Here is a 17,531-nt window from a genome sequence, read left to right as displayed (position 1 = left end):
CATTGAAATAAAGGGTTTAAGCAAAGCGCCAACCCTCCAAAATTTTCTCGCTTCTCGCTTCTCGCTTCTCGCTTCTCGCTTCTCGCTTCTCGCTTCTCGCTTCTCGCTGTTAAAGCGACTCTTGGTACTCAACAAGAATTTGCTCAACCCAAGTTGCGATACGCTCATCGCTGAGTTCATATTGCGAGTCTTCATCCAGAGCGAGGCCGACAAACTTAGTGTCATTTTCAGTTAGCGCTTTCGACGCTTCAAACTCATAACTGTCGTCATTTGGCCAGTAACCGACGATATTGGCGCCAGTCTTTTTAACCTCGTCGTGCAGGAGCCCCATCGCATCGAGATACCATTCGCCATAACCTTCTTGATCGCCTAAGCCGAACAGAGCGACGGTTTTGCCAGCGAGCGCTACGCCCTCGATTTGATCCCATAATTCGCTCCAGTCTTCTTGGATTTCTCCAAAGTCCCACGTCGAGATACCTAAGATTAGAAAATCATACTCCGCCATTAAAGAAAGAGGAGATTCTTTAACATTATGAATATCAACAATATCAGCACCAATGATATCGCGGATCTTCTCTGCCGCCATTTCTGTGTAGCATGTGGTTGAGCCGTAAAATAGAGCGATTTTCATAGTATTCTTTATTATCGTGACAAATTGGTGGTGAATTCTAACCACAAATTGGCGAGCTTTGCAGCGAATATCGATCTCTGATGTGATTTTTTATAGCTTTATTTGTGTCGGACACTTACATTTGAGCGCATAACGAAAATTAGAGGTGTGCTGTGTCAGAACAAATGTCACCCGATCAAGGCATTGTAGAGCAGTTTCTCGACGCGATGTGGATGGAGCGCGGATTGTCCGAAAATACGCTCGCTTCCTATCGTACCGATTTAGTCAAACTGCTGCGTTGGATGTCGACAAATAACTATAAGTTGGATTTTATTAGTCTATCGGGTTTGCAAGAGTACCAAGCTTGGTTGGTAGACGAGGGATATAAGCAAACCTCTCGAGCAAGAATGCTTTCAGCCATTCGCCGTCTGTTTCAATACCTCCATCGAGAGAAGGTTCGTGGTGATGACCCGAGTGCGTTATTGGTCAGCCCTAAACTGCCGAAAAGATTGCCTAAAGATCTCAGTGAAGAACAAGTTGATGCGTTGCTTGATGCGCCCGATCCTAATGAGCCGATGGAACTGCGCGACAAAGCGATGTTGGAACTGCTGTATGCTACCGGTTTACGTGTGACCGAATTGGTTAGCTTAACGATGGAAAATGTCAGCTTGCGTCAAGGGGTTGTAAGGGTAACGGGTAAAGGCGGTAAAGAGCGCTTGGTTCCAATGGGCGAAAATGCGGTTGATTGGATTGAAACTTTTTTGCAACAAGGGCGGTCTGAGTTACTTGGGGAAACGACATCCGACGTGGTTTTTCCGAGTAAGCGAGCAAGGCAAATGACCAGACAGACCTTTTGGCATCGTATTAAGCATTACGCGGTAATTGCGGGGATTGATACTGAACAGTTATCACCACACGTATTACGCCATGCGTTTGCGACACATTTACTCAATTACGGTGCAGATTTACGTGTTGTGCAAATGTTGTTAGGCCATAGTGACTTGTCTACCACACAAATTTATACTCATGTAGCGACAGAGAGATTAAAACAGCTACATAGTGAACATCATCCGAGAGCCTAACGAACAAAGTTAAGCTTAAATTGATTTAAGGTGAATTGAATGAGCGTATTACGCCGAATGACTCTACTTACGTTGCCATTACTATTGGCGGCGCAGAGCGTGTCAGCAAACGAAGTAAAATTTGATAAAGGCCAGCTAGAAGAACGATTTTCAAAACTGGGCCTTGAAGTTAAAGAAGTTGCTCCTGCTGACATTGATGGATTGGTAGAAGTTCAGACCAGCGGCGGCATCTTGTTTGCTTCTCCAAACGGAGACTACTTCTTAGCGGGCACTTTGTATAAGTTAGATGAAAACGGTCAATATGAAGATGTATTGGCTAAACGCCAAGCACCCATCAATGCCGCTAAGATTGAAGCGTTTAAAGACAGCATGATTGAGTTTAAGGCGGACGACGAAAAGTACGTTGTGACTGTTTTTACTGATATTACTTGTGGTTACTGTGTTCGTCTGCATAGCCAAATGAAAGGCTATAACGACTTAGGTATAACAGTTCGTTACATGGCTTACCCGCGTCAAGGTGCTACAGGTGATGTTGCCGATCAAATGGCCGCAATTTGGGGCGCAGAAGATCCGCATACAGCGATTCATAATGGTAAGGTAAAGCGTGAGATCCCTGAGCAAGGTAAAGACTTTGCTAAGTACCAAGAAATCATTAAGCAGCATTACACGCTAGGTCGTGAGCTAGGTATTACTGGTACGCCTGCTATCTTCTTGCCAAATGGCGAAATGGTTGGTGGATATTTACCGCCAGCGCAACTTATTAAACGCTTAGAGCAAACTAAATAAATTGAAAAAGAGCCTCTTCACGAGGCTCTCATATTTTTTATGATAGAAATCCAACGTAGACCCGAGATCGACCTAAACTTACTTCCTGATACGATACCTGCCTTGCTGAAGCGAATTTACATTTCGCGTGGTATCCATAGTCTTGAACAGCTAGAAACTACCGCACGTTCGCTGCATTCTTATCAAAAGCTTCACGGTATTGAGCTAGCGGTTGAGCTGCTGTTCAAGGCGATCCAAGACAGCAAGCGTATTATTGTCGTTGGAGACTTTGATGCCGATGGCGCGACGAGTTCAGCGCTATCGGTACTGGCTCTGCGCATGTTGGGGTCGAGTAATGTTGACTATCTGGTACCCAACCGCTTTGAAGATGGCTACGGTTTAAGTCCTGAGGTTGTTGACCAAGCGATTGAACTTGGCGCGCAAGTTATTATGACCGTGGATAATGGTGTCTCTTCCATTGATGGTGTTCGTTACGCTAAAGAGAAAGGGCTGCAAGTTCTGGTGACTGATCACCACTTGCCAGGGCATGAGTTACCCAACGTCGATGCCATGGTCAATCCGAACCTTCAAGAATGTGCCTTTCCATCAAAAGCACTGGCGGGTGTTGGTGTCGCTTTCTATTTAATGATGGCGCTGTGTGTTCATATGCGAAAAGTTGGATGGTTTACTCAGCAAGGTATGACTGAACCTAAGCTAATGGAGCTCATTGACCTAGTCGCATTGGGCACCGTTGCGGACGTGGCACCGCTTGATGAAAATAATCGCATTTTGGTTCACCAAGGGCTGCAACGCATTCGAGCAGGCAAAGCGCGCCCAGGTATTCAAGCGCTGATTGAAGTGGCGAAACGTGACGCCAAAAGGCTAGTCGCGTCTGATTTTGGTTTTGCATTAGGACCACGTATCAATGCGGCAGGCCGACTGGATGATATGTCATTTGGTGTTGAGCTGCTGCTGAGTAACAATATTCATGCTGCCCGCCGCATGGCTACTGAGTTAGATGGCCTTAACCAAACTCGTAAAGAGATTGAAGAGGGTATGAAGCAAGAAGCGATGGCTATTTGTGAGCGTCTTCAATTCGGTGAGAACATGCCTCACGGTTTGGTTATGTTTCAGCGTGATTGGCACCAAGGTGTTATTGGCATTTTAGCTTCGCGTATTAAAGAAAAATTTCATCGTCCAGTGATTGCATTCGCTGATGGCGGAGAGGGTAGCATCAAAGGTTCATGTCGTTCTATTCCCGGCTTGCATATGCGTGATGTGCTAGATCGCATTGATACGCAAAACCCTGGATTGATTGTGAAGTTCGGTGGCCACGCGATGGCCGCAGGCTTAACTATCATGGAAAACAACTTTGAGCATTTTTCTAAGTTGTTTGATGAGGCAGTGAAACAGGACTTAGATGAAGCGGCATTGAAAGGTGTGTTTTTATCCGATGGTGAGTTAACGCCAGAAGAGTTCTCGATGCATACTGCGGAAATGCTGCGCGCTGGTGGACCTTGGGGACAAGCTTTCCCGGAGCCGATGTTCGATGGTGAGTTTAAAGTGTTACACCAGAAGTTAGTTGGTGAAAAACACTTAAAGCTGATGCTTGAACCACTGCACAAAGGCCATCCGACTAATATTATGATTGATGGTATAGCGTTTAATGTTGATCTGCGCCGCTGGCCAGATGCCTCAGCTAAAACGGTCCGACTTGCCTATAAACTTGATATCAACGAGTTCCGTGGTAATCAGTCACTGCAATTGATGATTGACCACATTGAGGCCAGCTAGTAGGGAACCCCTATAGGTTTCTACTCGCTTTAAAAGATCCCCAACTCGTTCGTGCCTCACTCTTGAGGATGACACTATTTCGTATGGTTTGATATCTGAATTGTCATTCCATAGAGCGACGAAGGAGTGAGTAGGGAATCTAAAAGGTTCTCTACTCGCTTTAAGAGATCCCCGACTCATACGTGCCTCACTCTTGAGGCTGACGCTGTTTCGTATGGTTTGATATCTGAATTGTCATTCCATAGAGCGACGAAGGAGTGAGTAGGCAATCTAAAGGTTTTCTACGGGCTTTAAGATATCCCAACTCATGCGTCCCTCACTCTTTAGGATGACGCTGTTTCAAAGTTTTACTCTTGTAAATCATCTATCCCTTCACACTTTTCTTCTCACTCCCTAATAACCTTTCATACTTATTTAAAACTTACCAATCAAACTGTGATGGCTGGCACGTTTTTCCCCCATCTGTTTATATTTTGTAATTGGTCAGACCAATTTAATTGCTGTTTTAATCGACTATTGTTATCAAAGTGTTTATACACCACTCATTCTATGATTTGGGTCAATTTTTGACTGGAACTTGCGTTTTAATTATGTTAATTTTCTTGCCAACTTAAAATTGGTATTACCAATTACCTGCAAAGAGTAGAAGAACAATAACTATGGCTTATCAAAGGATTCGTCAGCCAAAACTTTCTGATGTCATTGAACAAGAATTGGAAAGGCTGATTGTGGAAGGAACATTGTCTCCGGGGCAGCAGCTGCCACCTGAGCGTGAGCTGGCAAAGCAGTTCGATGTGTCCCGTCCATCAATCCGTGAGGCGATTCAACGCCTTGAAGCTAAACGTCTTCTTACTCGTCGCCAGGGCGGTGGCACATTTGTTAGCGAGAACATCTGGACCAGCTTTTCAGATCCTCTGCTAAATTTATTGTCTAGTCACTCTGAGACTCAGCTGGATTTACTGGAAACGCGCCATGCGATGGAAGGTATTTCTGCTTACTTTGCAGCGGTTCGTGGTACCGAGGAAGACTTTGAGCGAATTCAGGCTTGCCTGACAAGTATCAGTGAAGAGCAAGTGAACAAAAATGTTGAAGCAGAAGCGGCAGCGGTTATGCAGTTTTTGATTGCTTTAACGGAAGCGGCTCACAATGTTGTGCTTCTTCATATCGTTCGCAGCTTAGCACCACTGCTTGAGCAAAATGTCTTACAGAATTTAAAGCTCTTACATCGCCGCGATGAAGTGGTCGAAAAAGTAAGTAAACACCGAGCTAATATTGTCGATGCGATTGTTTCGGGCCAGCCAGAGCAGGCTCGTGAAATGTGTCATTCACACTTAGCTTATATCGAAGAAACATTGTTGGATTTGACTCGTGAAGAGTCGCGCAGAGAGCGCTCTTTGCGTCGAATTCAACAAGGTAACGACTCTTAAAGTCGTTGCGTAAATAACTAGATCCAACCAACAGAAGGATAGATCGCCATGTCTGACATGAAGCATGACGTAGACGCACTGGAAACTCAAGATTGGCTACAAGCCCTAGAGTCAGTAGTACGTGAAGAAGGTGTAGAACGTGCACAGTTCCTACTAGAAACCGTTCTAGAGAAAGCACGTCTAGACGGCGTTGATATGCCAACTGGTATCAACACTAACTACATCAACACGATTCCGGCAGCACAAGAGCCAGCATACCCTGGTGATGTAACTCTTGAACGTCGTATTCGCTCAATCATTCGCTGGAACGCAATCATGATCGTATTGCGTGCTTCTAAGAAAGACCTAGACCTAGGTGGTCACATGGCTTCTTACCAGTCAGCGGCTGCATTCTACGAAGTATGTTTCAACCACTTCTTCCGCGCTCCAAACGAGACGGACGGTGGCGATCTAGTTTATTACCAAGGTCATATCTCACCGGGTATCTACTCTCGTGCATTCGTTGAAGGTCGTCTAACTGAAGAGCAGCTAGATAACTTCCGTCAAGAAGTAGACGGTAAAGGTATTCCATCATACCCGCACCCTAAACTGATGCCTGAGTTCTGGCAGTTCCCAACAGTATCTATGGGTCTTGGTCCTATCTCTGCTATTTACCAAGCACGTTTCCTTAAGTACCTAAACGGCCGTGGCCTTAAAGATACCTCTGCTCAACGTGTATACGCTTTCCTAGGCGACGGTGAGATGGATGAGCCAGAATCACGTGGTGCAATTTCTTTCGCTGCGCGTGAGAAACTAGACAACCTATGTTTCCTAATCAACTGTAACCTACAGCGTCTAGATGGCCCTGTAATGGGTAACGGTAAGATCATTCAAGAGCTTGAAGGTCTATTCAAAGGTGCAGGTTGGAACGTAGTTAAAGTTATCTGGGGTAACAACTGGGATGCACTACTAGCTAAAGATACGACTGGTAAGCTACTACAGCTTATGAACGAAACGATCGATGGCGACTACCAAACATTCAAATCTAAAGATGGCGCATACGTACGTGAGCACTTCTTTGGTAAGTACCCTGAGACTGCTGCACTAGTTGCAGACATGACTGACGACCAAATCTTCGAATTGAAGCGTGGTGGTCACGATTCTTCTAAGCTGTTTGCTGCATTTAACAATGCAAAAGAAACAAACGGCAAGCCAACAGTAATCCTAGCTAAGACTGTTAAAGGTTACGGCATGGGTGAAGCGGCTGAAGGTAAGAACATCGCTCACGGTGTTAAGAAGATGGACATGACTCACGTACAATACCTACGTGATCGTCTAGGTCTACAAGACATTCTTTCTGATGAGAAAGTAGCTGAACTGCCTTACCTAAAACTGGAAGAAGGTTCTGCTGAGTACGAATACCTACATGCTCGTCGTAAAGCTCTGAAAGGTTACACGCCACAGCGTCTACCTAAGTTCACACAAGAGTTCAAAGTACCTGAGCTAGAAGAGTTTGCTCCTCTACTTGGTGCTCAGAAGCGTGAAATCTCAACGACTATGGCTTACGTACGTACGTTGAACATCCTGCTTAAAGACAAGAACATCGGTAAGAACATCGTTCCTATCATCTGTGATGAAGCGCGTACGTTCGGTATGGAAGGTCTATTCCGTCAAGTGGGTATCTACAACCCAGACGGTCAAGAATACACACCTGAAGATAAAGGCATCGTTTCTTACTACAAAGAAGCAACATCAGGCCAAGTTCTTCAAGAAGGTATCAACGAACTAGGTTCAATGGCATCTTGGGTTGCTGCTGCTACTTCTTACAGCACAAACGATCTGCCAATGATCCCGTTCTACATCTACTACTCAATGTTCGGTTTCCAACGTATTGGTGACATGGCATGGCTAGCAGGTGACCAACAAGCTCGTGGCTTCCTACTAGGTGCTACAGCTGGTCGTACAACACTGAACGGTGAAGGTCTACAGCACGAAGATGGTCACTCGCACATTCAAGCGAACACTATCCCGAACTGTATCTCTTACGACCCAACATTCGCTTACGAGCTAGCAGTAATCATGCAAGATGGTATCCGTCGTATGTACGGTCCTGAGCAAGAAAACATTTACTACTACCTAACAGTAATGAATGAAAACTACGCAATGCCAGCAATGCCAGAAGGCGCTGAAGAAGGCATCCGTAAAGGTATCTACAAGCTTGAGTCTCACGAAGGTGCTAAGGGTAAAGTTCAGCTAATGAGCTCTGGTACTATCATGAACGAAGTACGTAAAGCAGCGACTATCCTAAGCGAAGAGTACGGCGTAGCATCTGACGTGTTCTCTGTAACTTCATTCAACGAGCTAACTCGTGATGGTCAAAATGCAGAGCGTTACAACATGCTTCACCCAGAAGCTGAAGCGAAAGTGCCTTACATCACTACTGTTCTTGGTAACGAACCAGCAATCGCTGCGACGGATTACATGAAGAACTACGCTGAGCAAGTACGTGCATTCATGCCAACTGAGTCTTACAAAGTTCTTGGTACTGACGGCTTCGGTCGCTCAGACAGCCGTGAGAACCTACGTCGTCACTTCGAAGTTAATGCAGGCTACGTGGTAGTTGCAGCACTAACTGAACTAGCGAAACGTGGTGATGTTGAGAAGTCTGTTGTTGCTGAAGCAATTGCTAAGTTCAACATCGACACTGAAAAAACAAACCCACTTTACGCTTAATACAGCGCTTAACTAGAAGGTAAATAAGCAATGGCAATCGAAATTAATGTACCTGACATCGGTGCGGATGAGGTTGAAGTTACTGAGATTCTTGTAAGCGTTGGCGACAAGGTTGAAGAAGAACAGTCTCTGATCACTGTTGAAGGCGACAAAGCTTCTATGGAAGTTCCAGCGTCTCAAGCAGGTATCGTAAAAGAAATCAAAGTTGCGGAAGGCGATTCAGTAACAACTGGTTCTCTTATCATGATTTTCGAAGCTGAGGCGGCCGGCGCTCCGGGTGCAGCTGACGCTGCACCTGCTCCTGCGGCGGAAGCAGCTCCAGTAGCAGCTCCAGCTCCAGCAGCAGCGGCAGCAGAACTAAAAGAAGTTCACGTTCCTGATATTGGTGGCGACGAAGTAGAAGTTACTGAGATCATGGTTAAAGTTGGCGATGCAGTAGAAGAAGAGCAATCACTTCTAACTGTAGAAGGCGACAAAGCTTCTATGGAAGTACCAGCACCATTTGCAGGTACGGTTAAAGAGATCAAGATTGCTGAAGGCGATTCAGTAACAACTGGCTCTCTTGTGATGGTATTCGAAGTGGCAGGCTCTGGTGCGCCAGTAGCAGCTGCTCCTGCAGTTGAAGCGGCTCCAGCAGCAGCTCCTGCGGCATCCGCAGCGCCGGCCGCAGCCGAAAAAGAAGTTAACGTTCCAGATATCGGCGGTGACGAAGTAGAAGTTACTGAGATCATGGTTAAAGTTGGCGATACAGTAGAAGAAGAGCAATCTCTAATCACTGTTGAAGGCGACAAAGCTTCAATGGAAGTACCAGCTCCATTCGCAGGTACAGTGAAAGAGATCAAGATTATTGAAGGCGACAAAGTAACGACTGGTTCTCTAATCATGGTATTTGAGGTAGCAGGCGCAGCTCCGGCACCGGTTGCAGCTCCTGCTCAAGCAGCGGCACCTGCAGCACCAGCTCCTAAAGCTGAAGCCCCAGCGGCAGCAGCTCCAGCAGCGGCTGGCGATTTCCAAGAAAACAACGATTACGCGCACGCTTCTCCAGTTGTTCGTCGTCTTGCTCGTGAATTTGGCGTTAACCTATCTAAGGTTAAAGGTACTGGTCGTAAGAGCCGTATCCTAAAAGAAGACGTTCAAGCTTACGTTAAAGAAGCGCTTAAGCGTCTTGAGTCTGGTACTGCGGCATCTGGCAAAGGCGGTGACGGCTCTGCTCTTGGTCTACTACCATGGCCAAAAGTTGACTTCAGCAAGTTCGGCGAAACTGAAGTTCAAAAGCTTTCTAAGATCAAGAAAATCTCTGGTGCAAACCTACACCGTAACTGGGTAATGATCCCTCACGTTACACAGTGGGATAACGCAGACATCACTGAGCTTGAAGCATTCCGTAAAGAGCAGAACGCAATCGAAGCTAAGAAAGACACGGGTATGAAGATCACTCCACTTGTGTTCATCATGAAAGCGGTTGCGAAAGCACTAGAAGCGTTCCCAGCGTTTAACTCTTCTCTTTCTGAAGATGGCGAAAGCATCATTCTTAAGAAGTACGTAAACGTAGGTATCGCAGTCGATACGCCAAACGGTCTAGTTGTTCCAGTCTTCAAAGACGTGAACAAGAAAGGCATCTACGAGCTATCTGAAGAGCTAATGGCAATTTCTAAGAAAGCACGTGCTGGTAAGCTAACAGCTGGCGATATGCAAGGCGGTTGTTTCACAATCTCTAGTCTTGGTGGTATCGGCGGTACAGCATTTACGCCAATCGTAAACGCTCCAGAAGTAGGTATCCTAGGTGTATCTAAGTCTGAAATGAAGCCAGTGTGGAACGGCAAAGAGTTCGAACCACGTCTACAGCTTCCACTGTCTCTATCATACGACCACCGTGTGATTGATGGTGCCGAAGGTGCACGCTTCATTACTTTCCTAAACGGCGCACTATCAGACATTCGTCGCCTAGTACTGTAATTTAGAAAGTAATAATTAAGGTGGCTTTCGAGTCACCTTAATTCTTTATAGAAGAATAATTTTAGACAGCATTTTCAATTCTCTTTCAGAAACTGAAAGGTGAATTGTTGTCTAGCTCACAGGCTAACTTAAAGCTACTTTCACACGGTTAACAACTCTGTAAAATGTTGACCGTTTGAAAGCCCATATTTAAGAACATCTACTCAGCCTGTTAGGGATAATGACTACAAGAGGTCACAATGAGCAAAGAAATTAAAGCCCAAGTTGTTGTACTTGGTTCTGGTCCTGCTGGTTACTCAGCGGCATTCCGTTGTGCGGACTTAGGTCTAGAAACAGTACTAGTTGAACGTTACAGCACTCTTGGTGGTGTATGTCTAAACGTTGGTTGTATTCCATCTAAAGCACTTCTTCACGTTTCTAAAGTAATCGAAGAAGCGAAAGCGATGGCTGAGCACGGTGTTGTGTTTGGCGAACCACAAACTGACATCAGCAAAATCCGTATCTGGAAAGAAAAAGTTGTGAACCAACTGACGGGCGGTCTTGGCGGTATGGCTAAGATGCGTAACGTTACAGTAGTTAATGGTTACGGTAAATTCACTGGTCCTAACTCTATCCTTGTAGAAGGCGAAGGCGAGTCAACAACAGTTAACTTCGACAACGCTATCATTGCTGCGGGTTCACGCCCAATCAAACTTCCGTTCATCCCGCATGAAGACCCACGTATTTGGGATTCAACGGATGCATTAGAGCTGAAAGAAGTACCAGAAAAACTGCTTATCATGGGTGGTGGTATCATCGGTCTAGAAATGGGTACGGTTTACCACTCTCTAGGTTCTAAAGTTGAAGTCGTTGAAATGTTCGACCAGGTAATCCCTGCGGCGGATAAAGACATCGTTAAAGTCTTCACTAAGCGTATTAAAGACAAGTTCAAGCTAATGCTTGAGACGAAAGTAACAGCAGTTGAAGCGAAAGAAGACGGTATCTACGTTTCAATGGAAGGCAAGAAAGCGCCAGCGGAAGCTGAGCGTTACGATGCAGTTCTTGTTGCTATCGGTCGTGTTCCAAACGGTGCACTTATCGATGCTGAAAAAGCGGGTATCGAAGTGGACGAGCGTGGCTTCATCAACGTTGATAAGCAGATGCGCACAAACGTACCTCACATCCACGCGATCGGTGACGTAGTTGGTCAACCAATGCTTGCTCACAAAGGTGTGCATGAAGGTCACGTAGCGGCAGAAGTTATCTCTGGTAAGAAGCACTACTTCGACCCTAAAGTAATTCCATCAATCGCGTACACTGAGCCAGAAGTTGCATGGGTTGGTAAGACTGAGAAAGAAGCAAAAGCGGAAGGCATCAACTACGAAGTTGCGACTTTCCCTTGGGCTGCTTCTGGTCGTGCAATCGCATCTGACTGTGCTGATGGTATGACGAAGATGATCTTCGACAAAGATACTCACCGTGTAATTGGTGGTGCAATCGTTGGTACTAACGGTGGTGAACTACTAGGTGAAATCGGTCTAGCAATCGAAATGGGTTGTGATGCAGAAGATATCGCGCTAACTATCCACGCTCACCCAACTCTACACGAGTCTGTGGGTCTAGCTGCGGAAGTATTCGAAGGCTCAATCACTGACCTTCCGAACAAGAAAGCTGTGAAAAAGAAAAAGTAAATACCTTTATACTTGAAGCCGCTGAGTAATCAGCGGTTTTTTTATGTCTGCGATTTAGTGATGAATGCTCAGATATGTAGAAAAAAAAGCCGATGCATGAACATCGGCTTTTCGTTTTCTCAAATCTAGAGGTTAGCTTTCATTTTTGTAGATACAAAGCATGTCTAAGTGACTTAGAGTCAAGCGTCGAATCGAATCTTCATCTTGAATACGGTTTGCTTGAATAAACAGTGAGTAGCAAATGCCGTGGAACAAGGTTGCCAGATCAGAGGGATCGTGACGGTCACACACTTCACCACGCTCAATTGCTTTGATAAACATGTTCTGAACAAGCAGTTGGTTAGTACGGTTGGTCGTTACGAACAGAGGCCATACTTCATCACGCGTTGACGTACTCCATTCAAACCAAACTTTTAGCCAGTGGCAGTCTGCGATAACAAGCTCAGTCATTGCAGCGGTCAGGTTGGTTAAGTTTTCTTTTGCGTGAAGATCAAGGTCGATATTGTCCGAAAGGAAGTTTGAGAATTGACGAACAACGTGGTTTAAAACGTCATCGACTAAATCTTCACGAGTTGGGAAGTAGTTAAATACAGTTGCAACGGATACCTGAGCGATCTCTGCAATGTCAGCGTGACCACCGCGGCCAATGCCACGACGAGCAAATACTTCCAGCGAGATTTCCATCAGCTGTTGCTTTCGTTTTTGTGGAGATAGACGCGTACGCGGGCGTTTCTCTATAGAGTCCATAGTTATTTCCTTGCCAAAAGAGTTGTTTATAGTTATTGGGCTTTTCGCCCTATTTAGTATTTTATTAATTTTGCTATGACGCTTTATGAGTGTAATGGTGCATATAGGCAAGGTCAACGGTTTCTGGCTGTTTTATAGCCATCTTTGTTAATGCCGTGCTAAGGATCAATATGCAATACTCCAAACAATTGGGTTAATTTGAGGCAAACGTTTTTCCTCGTGGCTAGCTGGTGTTAAACTATTCGCCTGCAAAATCAGACCGTATTTGAGCGAATATAATAGCGCTCAACACGACTAACGCGAAAAACGAGATTGGTATGAAGCATACAGTAGAAGTTATGATTTCTGAGCAAGAGGTCAGCAAACGAGTACAAGAGCTAGGTAAACAGATTACTGAGCACTATAAAGGTAGCGAAGATCTGGTCATGGTTGGCCTGCTACGCGGATCATTTGTATTTATGGCTGATTTGGCACGTGCGATCGATATTACTCACTGCGTTGATTTCATGACGGCATCGAGCTACGGCAACACAATGGAAAGCTCGCGTGATGTTCGCATCCTTAAAGATCTAGATGATGACATTAAGGGTAAAGATGTCCTACTTGTTGAAGACATCATTGATACGGGTAATACACTGAACAAGGTAAAAGAAATCCTGTCGCTACGTGAGCCTAAATCTATCGAGATTTGTACGCTGCTAGACAAGCCTTCTCGTCGTGAAGTGAACGTTGACGTGAAGTGGATTGGTTTCGAGATTCCAGATGAGTTCGTTGTTGGTGTGGGTATTGATTACGCTCAGAAATACCGTCACCTACCATTTATCGGTAAGGTTGTACCTCAATAGTAATCCCACTCTAGTGTAAGAATAAACAAACGCCCGCTAACTTAGCAGGCGTTTTTGTTTGGCTAGTTTTAGCGACGTGAGCTTAGCGACAAAGAAGTTTATGCTCTGGGTTGAGAATAGACTCCATTGCTACTTGGTAGGAAGTATCAACGCTTTCTTGAGAGTTAGAGCGAACACCTAAGTACTCTAACTTACCATCACCGATACCATAGACAACACCGTGGATCTCGATGTCTTGGCCTCTCTCCCATGCGTTTTGCATGATGGTGGAATTAGCAAGGTTATAGACTTGCTCGGCAACGTTAATTTCACCTAGCTTATCAGCACGATCATCCTCTGGCATTGCTTCTAAGTAATTACGGTGTTTGAAGTAGAGATCGCGGATATGTAGCAGCCAGTTGTTGATCAGACCAAGCTGCGGGTTATCAATCGCCGCTTTTACGCCGCCACAACCGTAGTGACCACATACGATGACGTGTTTAACCTTCAATACATCGACCGCGTATTGCACTACAGATAGGCAGTTCAAATCGGTATGAATAACTTGGTTAGCGACATTACGGTGGACAAACAGTTCACCAGAATAAAGCCCGGTTAGGCGCTCTGCGGGTACTCGGCTGTCTGAACAACCAATCCATAGAAAGCCTGGACTCTGACCCTCTTCAAGTTTAGCAAAATACTCAGGGCGTTCTGCTTTGATCGATTCAGACCACTTTGAGTTGTTTTCAAATAGCTGTTTAATTTCCGGCATCTCGTTCGCAATCCTTAAAAAATTCTTGCATCACTATACACAATGTTACAATTTCGTTCCCGCTAATATTGCTCGAAAAGGCACTCATCTGACGTGTTTGAGTGCCAAAAATCATAAACTTAGCACTCATCCTAACTAACAGTTATAACGTATGAGTGATGAAATGTGATTAACACTTATCTCTCTGAAATAACATTTGTTAATATGATGAAGTTAGCTACATTTCGCAGCATTTTGATTACATTTCTCGCGAGATATAGCTACAAAGTTCAGGGTTATTCTCGCTTACCTCTAGTGTATAGCAGCTTAACCTAAAAGTAAGATGTCGTTATTGCACCTCATTCAGTTTGAATACTGGGTGATTGAACGCATGTGCTGCGTTTAAGGTGTGCACATTTAGCAGGGAGTAGCATTGTGTTCGCTAGTCGTTTTGAAGATATGAATCTCAAAGGAGATCTGTTTGGTGGCGTGACCACCGCTATTATCTCTTTACCTTTAGCGCTTGCCTTTGGTGTTGCATCCGGTGCGGGCGCAGAAGCAGGCCTATGGGGCGCCATAATGGTGGGCTTATTTGCCTCACTGTTTGGTGGCTCAAACACATTAATCTCGGAACCGACCGGTCCGATGACGGTGATTATGACCGCGGTATTAACCAGTATGATGGCCAAATACCCTGAAACAGGTATGGCAATGACCTTTACTGTGGTTATGATGGCCGGCGCTTTCCAGATACTTCTAGGTACATTGAAGTTAGGTAAATACGTTACTTTGATGCCATATAGCGTGATATCGGGCTTTATGTCGGGTATTGGCGTTATTCTTATCATTCTCCAGCTCTCACCATTACTTGGCCATGCAGCTCCGGCCGGTGGGGTAATGGGAACCCTTTCTGCATTGCCTGATACCGTTGCAAACATGAAGTTCAGCGAGTTATTTTTAGGTTTGCTAACCCTTGGTATCTTGTTTTTCTTCCCTAAACGTTATCGAAAGTATGTGCCGGCTCAGCTGGTAGCCTTAGTGGCGGTAACGCTACTTTCCGTTATCTTTTTTGATACTGACACGATACGCCGAATCGGTGAGATCCCAGCGGGTTTACCGTCTTTGGTTGTTCCACATATTGATGCGTCGATGTTCACTGAGATGGTGATTGACGCTTTGGTACTGGGTACGCTGGGTTGTATCGATACGCTTTTGACAGCGGTAATTGGTGACTCGCTAACACGTAAAGAGCACGACTCAGATAAAGAACTGCGTGGCCAAGGTCTAGCTAATATGATTTCAGGCCTGTTTGGTGCCTTGCCTGGTGCAGGTGCTACCATGGGAACAGTAACCAATATTCAGGTTGGTGCTCGTTCACCATTGTCCGGTGTGGTTCGTGCATTGATGCTAGCGCTGGTAGTACTGGTTGCGGGTGGATTGACTGAGCCGATCCCAATGGCGGTACTGGCAGGTATTGCAGTGTATGTTGGCTTCAACATCCTCGATTGGAGTTTTATTCAGCGTGCGCATAAAGTGAGTTTTGCGGGCATGGCGGTCATGTATGGCGTGATGCTGCTGACTGTGTTTGTTGATTTGATTGTTGCGGTTGGCCTTGGAGTCTTCATTTCTAACATTATTATTATTGAGCGTTTGAGCCGTGAGCAAGCGCGTCAAGTGAAGGCGATCAGTGATGCTGAAGAAGATGATGTGCCGCTTAGTGACAGTGAACGTGGCTTGCTTGATATGGCCAACGGCAAAGTGTTGTTTTTCTATCTGTCAGGTCCAATGATCTTCAGTGTCTCTAAGGCGATATCTCGTCAGCACACCAGTATCTCCGATTATGAAGTGATGATTCTTGACTTGACCGATGTACCTATGATCGATGTGACGGTAGGTCTTGCGTTAGAGAATGCGATCAAAGATGCGTTAGATGCCGACTGTCAGGTCTACTTACTCTGTCCGAATGATAAAACGCGTCAGCAACTTGAGAAGTTCCATGTTATCGACTTAGTAGCGGACGAAAACACATTTAAGTTCCGCTATGAAGCGCTTAAAGCTGCGATCAAGCATGTTGAGGCAGACGAACACCAGACTACTGTTGTTTAATTAACTAACTGTTTTATAAAACAAACGCCGCAGGGATATTCTGCGGCGTTTTTATTTCTTACGTTCAATCGTGATAACATTTCCAAATTATTCGAAAGGTTTAATTGTAATCATCGTTATTCAACGATAGACTTGTTTACGATTGGATAAGCAATGGCAATATTATTCTATGTATGCACTCGAAATTGAGCAGCTTCGCAAGACCTACGCGGGAGGCTTCGAAGCGTTAAAAGGTATCAGCCTTAATGTCAAAAAAGGCGATTTCTACGCGTTACTCGGGCCTAACGGCGCAGGAAAATCGACAACGATCGGTGTTATTTCATCTTTGGTCAATAAGACCGCAGGCAAGGTTAAGGTCTTCGGTTTTGATATTGATAAAGACCTTGAGCTGGCAAAACAGAACCTAGGCTTAGTACCGCAGGAATTTAATTTTAACCAGTTTGAGACAGTTGAGCAGATTGTCCTACAGCAAGCGGGTTATTACGGAGTGTCTAAATCCCTCGCTAAAGAACGAGCAAAAAAATACCTAACTAAGCTCGATTTGTGGGGGAAACGTAGCGAACGTGCGCGTAACTTATCAGGTGGTATGAAGCGACGTTTAATGATTGCTCGCGCCTTAATGCATGAACCACAGTTACTGATTCTTGATGAACCAACCGCTGGGGTTGATATCGAGCTGCGTCGATCGATGTGGGAGTTCCTCAAAGAAATTAACTCTGAGCAAGGCATTACCATTATTCTAACGACTCATTATCTAGAAGAAGCAGAAATGCTGTGCCGCAATATCGGCATCATCAACAAAGGTGAGCTGATTGAGAATACCACCATGAAAGCCTTACTCGGTAAGCTTCATGTTGAGACGTTTATTCTTGATCTTGAAGAGGGCAGTGCTGAACCGAAATTAGATGGTGTAAATAACCAGACCTTTACTAATGGTTCTTTAGAGCTTGAGATTGAAAAGAGCCAAGGGTTGAATGGCATCTTTGCTCAGCTTTCAGCACAAGGCATTAAAGTGCTGTCGATGCGCAATAAAGCTAATCGTCTTGAAGAGTTGTTCGTCAGTATTGTACGAGAGGGGAGCCAATAA

At 45.1% G+C, this 17,531-nt stretch carries 13 protein-coding genes; 10 read left to right on the top strand and 3 right to left on the bottom strand.

The window, feature by feature from the left end; genetic code table 11:
• Window positions 1-109: 109 nt before the first annotated feature.
• The gene (fldB, locus tag ACU01J_RS04500; RefSeq protein ID WP_481084592.1) at window positions 110-631 is read right to left on the bottom strand and encodes a flavodoxin FldB; all 522 of its coding nucleotides are present in this window, start codon (window positions 629-631) and stop codon (window positions 110-112) included.
• Window positions 632-795: 164 nt separating this feature from the next.
• Between fldB and xerD the strand changes: the two genes are divergently transcribed.
• From xerD to lpdA, 7 genes are all read left to right on the top strand, one after another.
• Window positions 796-1,692 (top strand): site-specific tyrosine recombinase XerD, encoded by an 897-nt coding sequence (gene xerD / locus ACU01J_RS04495; protein WP_481084702.1) that lies wholly within the window; start codon window positions 796-798, stop codon window positions 1,690-1,692.
• Window positions 1,693-1,731: 39 nt separating this feature from the next.
• On the top strand, window positions 1,732-2,478 hold the full coding sequence (locus ACU01J_RS04490) for a thioredoxin fold domain-containing protein (RefSeq protein WP_481084591.1): 747 nt from the start codon (window positions 1,732-1,734) through the stop codon (window positions 2,476-2,478).
• Window positions 2,479-2,517: 39 nt separating this feature from the next.
• Complete coding sequence (recJ, locus tag ACU01J_RS04485; protein ID WP_481084590.1) at window positions 2,518-4,251, top strand: single-stranded-DNA-specific exonuclease RecJ; 1,734 nt, start codon at window positions 2,518-2,520, stop codon at window positions 4,249-4,251.
• A 659-nt stretch (window positions 4,252-4,910) separates the two neighbouring features.
• Window positions 4,911-5,678 carry a pyruvate dehydrogenase complex transcriptional repressor PdhR gene (gene pdhR, locus ACU01J_RS04480; protein ID WP_171759781.1) on the top strand — a complete coding sequence of 256 codons (768 nt, stop codon included), beginning with the start codon at window positions 4,911-4,913 and terminating at the stop codon, window positions 5,676-5,678.
• A gap of 48 nt (window positions 5,679-5,726) precedes the next feature.
• Window positions 5,727-8,390 (top strand): pyruvate dehydrogenase (acetyl-transferring), homodimeric type, encoded by a 2,664-nt coding sequence (gene aceE, locus ACU01J_RS04475; RefSeq protein ID WP_481084589.1) that lies wholly within the window; start codon window positions 5,727-5,729, stop codon window positions 8,388-8,390.
• 30 nt (window positions 8,391-8,420) lie between these two features.
• Entirely contained in the window at window positions 8,421-10,346 is a 1,926-nt protein-coding gene (gene aceF / locus ACU01J_RS04470) for a pyruvate dehydrogenase complex dihydrolipoyllysine-residue acetyltransferase (RefSeq protein WP_481084588.1), read from the top strand.
• Between the two features lie 239 nt (window positions 10,347-10,585).
• Complete coding sequence (lpdA, locus tag ACU01J_RS04465) at window positions 10,586-12,016, top strand: dihydrolipoyl dehydrogenase (protein ID WP_053441138.1); 1,431 nt, start codon at window positions 10,586-10,588, stop codon at window positions 12,014-12,016.
• 132 nt (window positions 12,017-12,148) lie between these two features.
• On the opposite strand, the gene ACU01J_RS04460 is transcribed toward lpdA, so the two are convergent.
• Window positions 12,149-12,763 (bottom strand): LuxR/HapR/OpaR family quorum-sensing transcriptional regulator, encoded by a 615-nt coding sequence (locus ACU01J_RS04460; RefSeq protein WP_481084587.1) that lies wholly within the window; start codon window positions 12,761-12,763, stop codon window positions 12,149-12,151.
• Between the two features lie 317 nt (window positions 12,764-13,080).
• On the opposite strand from ACU01J_RS04460, the gene hpt reads away from it, so the two are divergent.
• Window positions 13,081-13,608, top strand: a complete 528-nt coding sequence (gene hpt, locus ACU01J_RS04455) for a hypoxanthine phosphoribosyltransferase (protein WP_481084586.1) — start codon at window positions 13,081-13,083, stop codon at window positions 13,606-13,608.
• Window positions 13,609-13,690: 82 nt separating this feature from the next.
• On the opposite strand, the gene can is transcribed toward hpt, so the two are convergent.
• Entirely contained in the window at window positions 13,691-14,359 is a 669-nt protein-coding gene (gene can / locus ACU01J_RS04450) for a carbonate dehydratase (protein WP_481084585.1), read from the bottom strand.
• A gap of 414 nt (window positions 14,360-14,773) precedes the next feature.
• Here can and ACU01J_RS04445 point away from each other — a divergent pair, with 414 nt between their 5' ends.
• Window positions 14,774-16,444 carry a SulP family inorganic anion transporter gene (locus ACU01J_RS04445; RefSeq protein WP_481084584.1) on the top strand — a complete coding sequence of 557 codons (1,671 nt, stop codon included), beginning with the start codon at window positions 14,774-14,776 and terminating at the stop codon, window positions 16,442-16,444.
• A 169-nt stretch (window positions 16,445-16,613) separates the two neighbouring features.
• Window positions 16,614-17,531 (top strand): ABC transporter ATP-binding protein, encoded by a 918-nt coding sequence (locus ACU01J_RS04440; protein WP_481084583.1) that lies wholly within the window; start codon window positions 16,614-16,616, stop codon window positions 17,529-17,531.

The organism is Vibrio sp. 2433-A1 (assembly GCF_056726085.1).
Note: the sequence above shows the minus strand (reverse complement) of the source record. Positions and strands in the feature narration are given on the sequence as shown.

What these genes read in the sequence shown, in the direction of transcription:
- fldB (WP_481084592.1), bottom strand. Translation starts at nt 631, where the DNA reads ATGAAAATCGCTCTATTTTACGGCTCAACCACATGCTACACAGAAATG.
- xerD (WP_481084702.1), top strand. Translation starts at nt 796, where the DNA reads ATGTCACCCGATCAAGGCATTGTAGAGCAGTTTCTCGACGCGATGTGG.
- ACU01J_RS04490 (WP_481084591.1), top strand. Translation starts at nt 1,732, where the DNA reads ATGAGCGTATTACGCCGAATGACTCTACTTACGTTGCCATTACTATTG.
- recJ (WP_481084590.1), top strand. Translation starts at nt 2,518, where the DNA reads ATGATAGAAATCCAACGTAGACCCGAGATCGACCTAAACTTACTTCCT.
- pdhR (WP_171759781.1), top strand. Translation starts at nt 4,911, where the DNA reads ATGGCTTATCAAAGGATTCGTCAGCCAAAACTTTCTGATGTCATTGAA.
- aceE (WP_481084589.1), top strand. Translation starts at nt 5,727, where the DNA reads ATGTCTGACATGAAGCATGACGTAGACGCACTGGAAACTCAAGATTGG.
- aceF (WP_481084588.1), top strand. Translation starts at nt 8,421, where the DNA reads ATGGCAATCGAAATTAATGTACCTGACATCGGTGCGGATGAGGTTGAA.
- lpdA (WP_053441138.1), top strand. Translation starts at nt 10,586, where the DNA reads ATGAGCAAAGAAATTAAAGCCCAAGTTGTTGTACTTGGTTCTGGTCCT.
- ACU01J_RS04460 (WP_481084587.1), bottom strand. Translation starts at nt 12,763, where the DNA reads ATGGACTCTATAGAGAAACGCCCGCGTACGCGTCTATCTCCACAAAAA.
- hpt (WP_481084586.1), top strand. Translation starts at nt 13,081, where the DNA reads ATGAAGCATACAGTAGAAGTTATGATTTCTGAGCAAGAGGTCAGCAAA.
- can (WP_481084585.1), bottom strand. Translation starts at nt 14,359, where the DNA reads ATGCCGGAAATTAAACAGCTATTTGAAAACAACTCAAAGTGGTCTGAA.
- ACU01J_RS04440 (WP_481084583.1), top strand. Translation starts at nt 16,614, where the DNA reads ATGTATGCACTCGAAATTGAGCAGCTTCGCAAGACCTACGCGGGAGGC.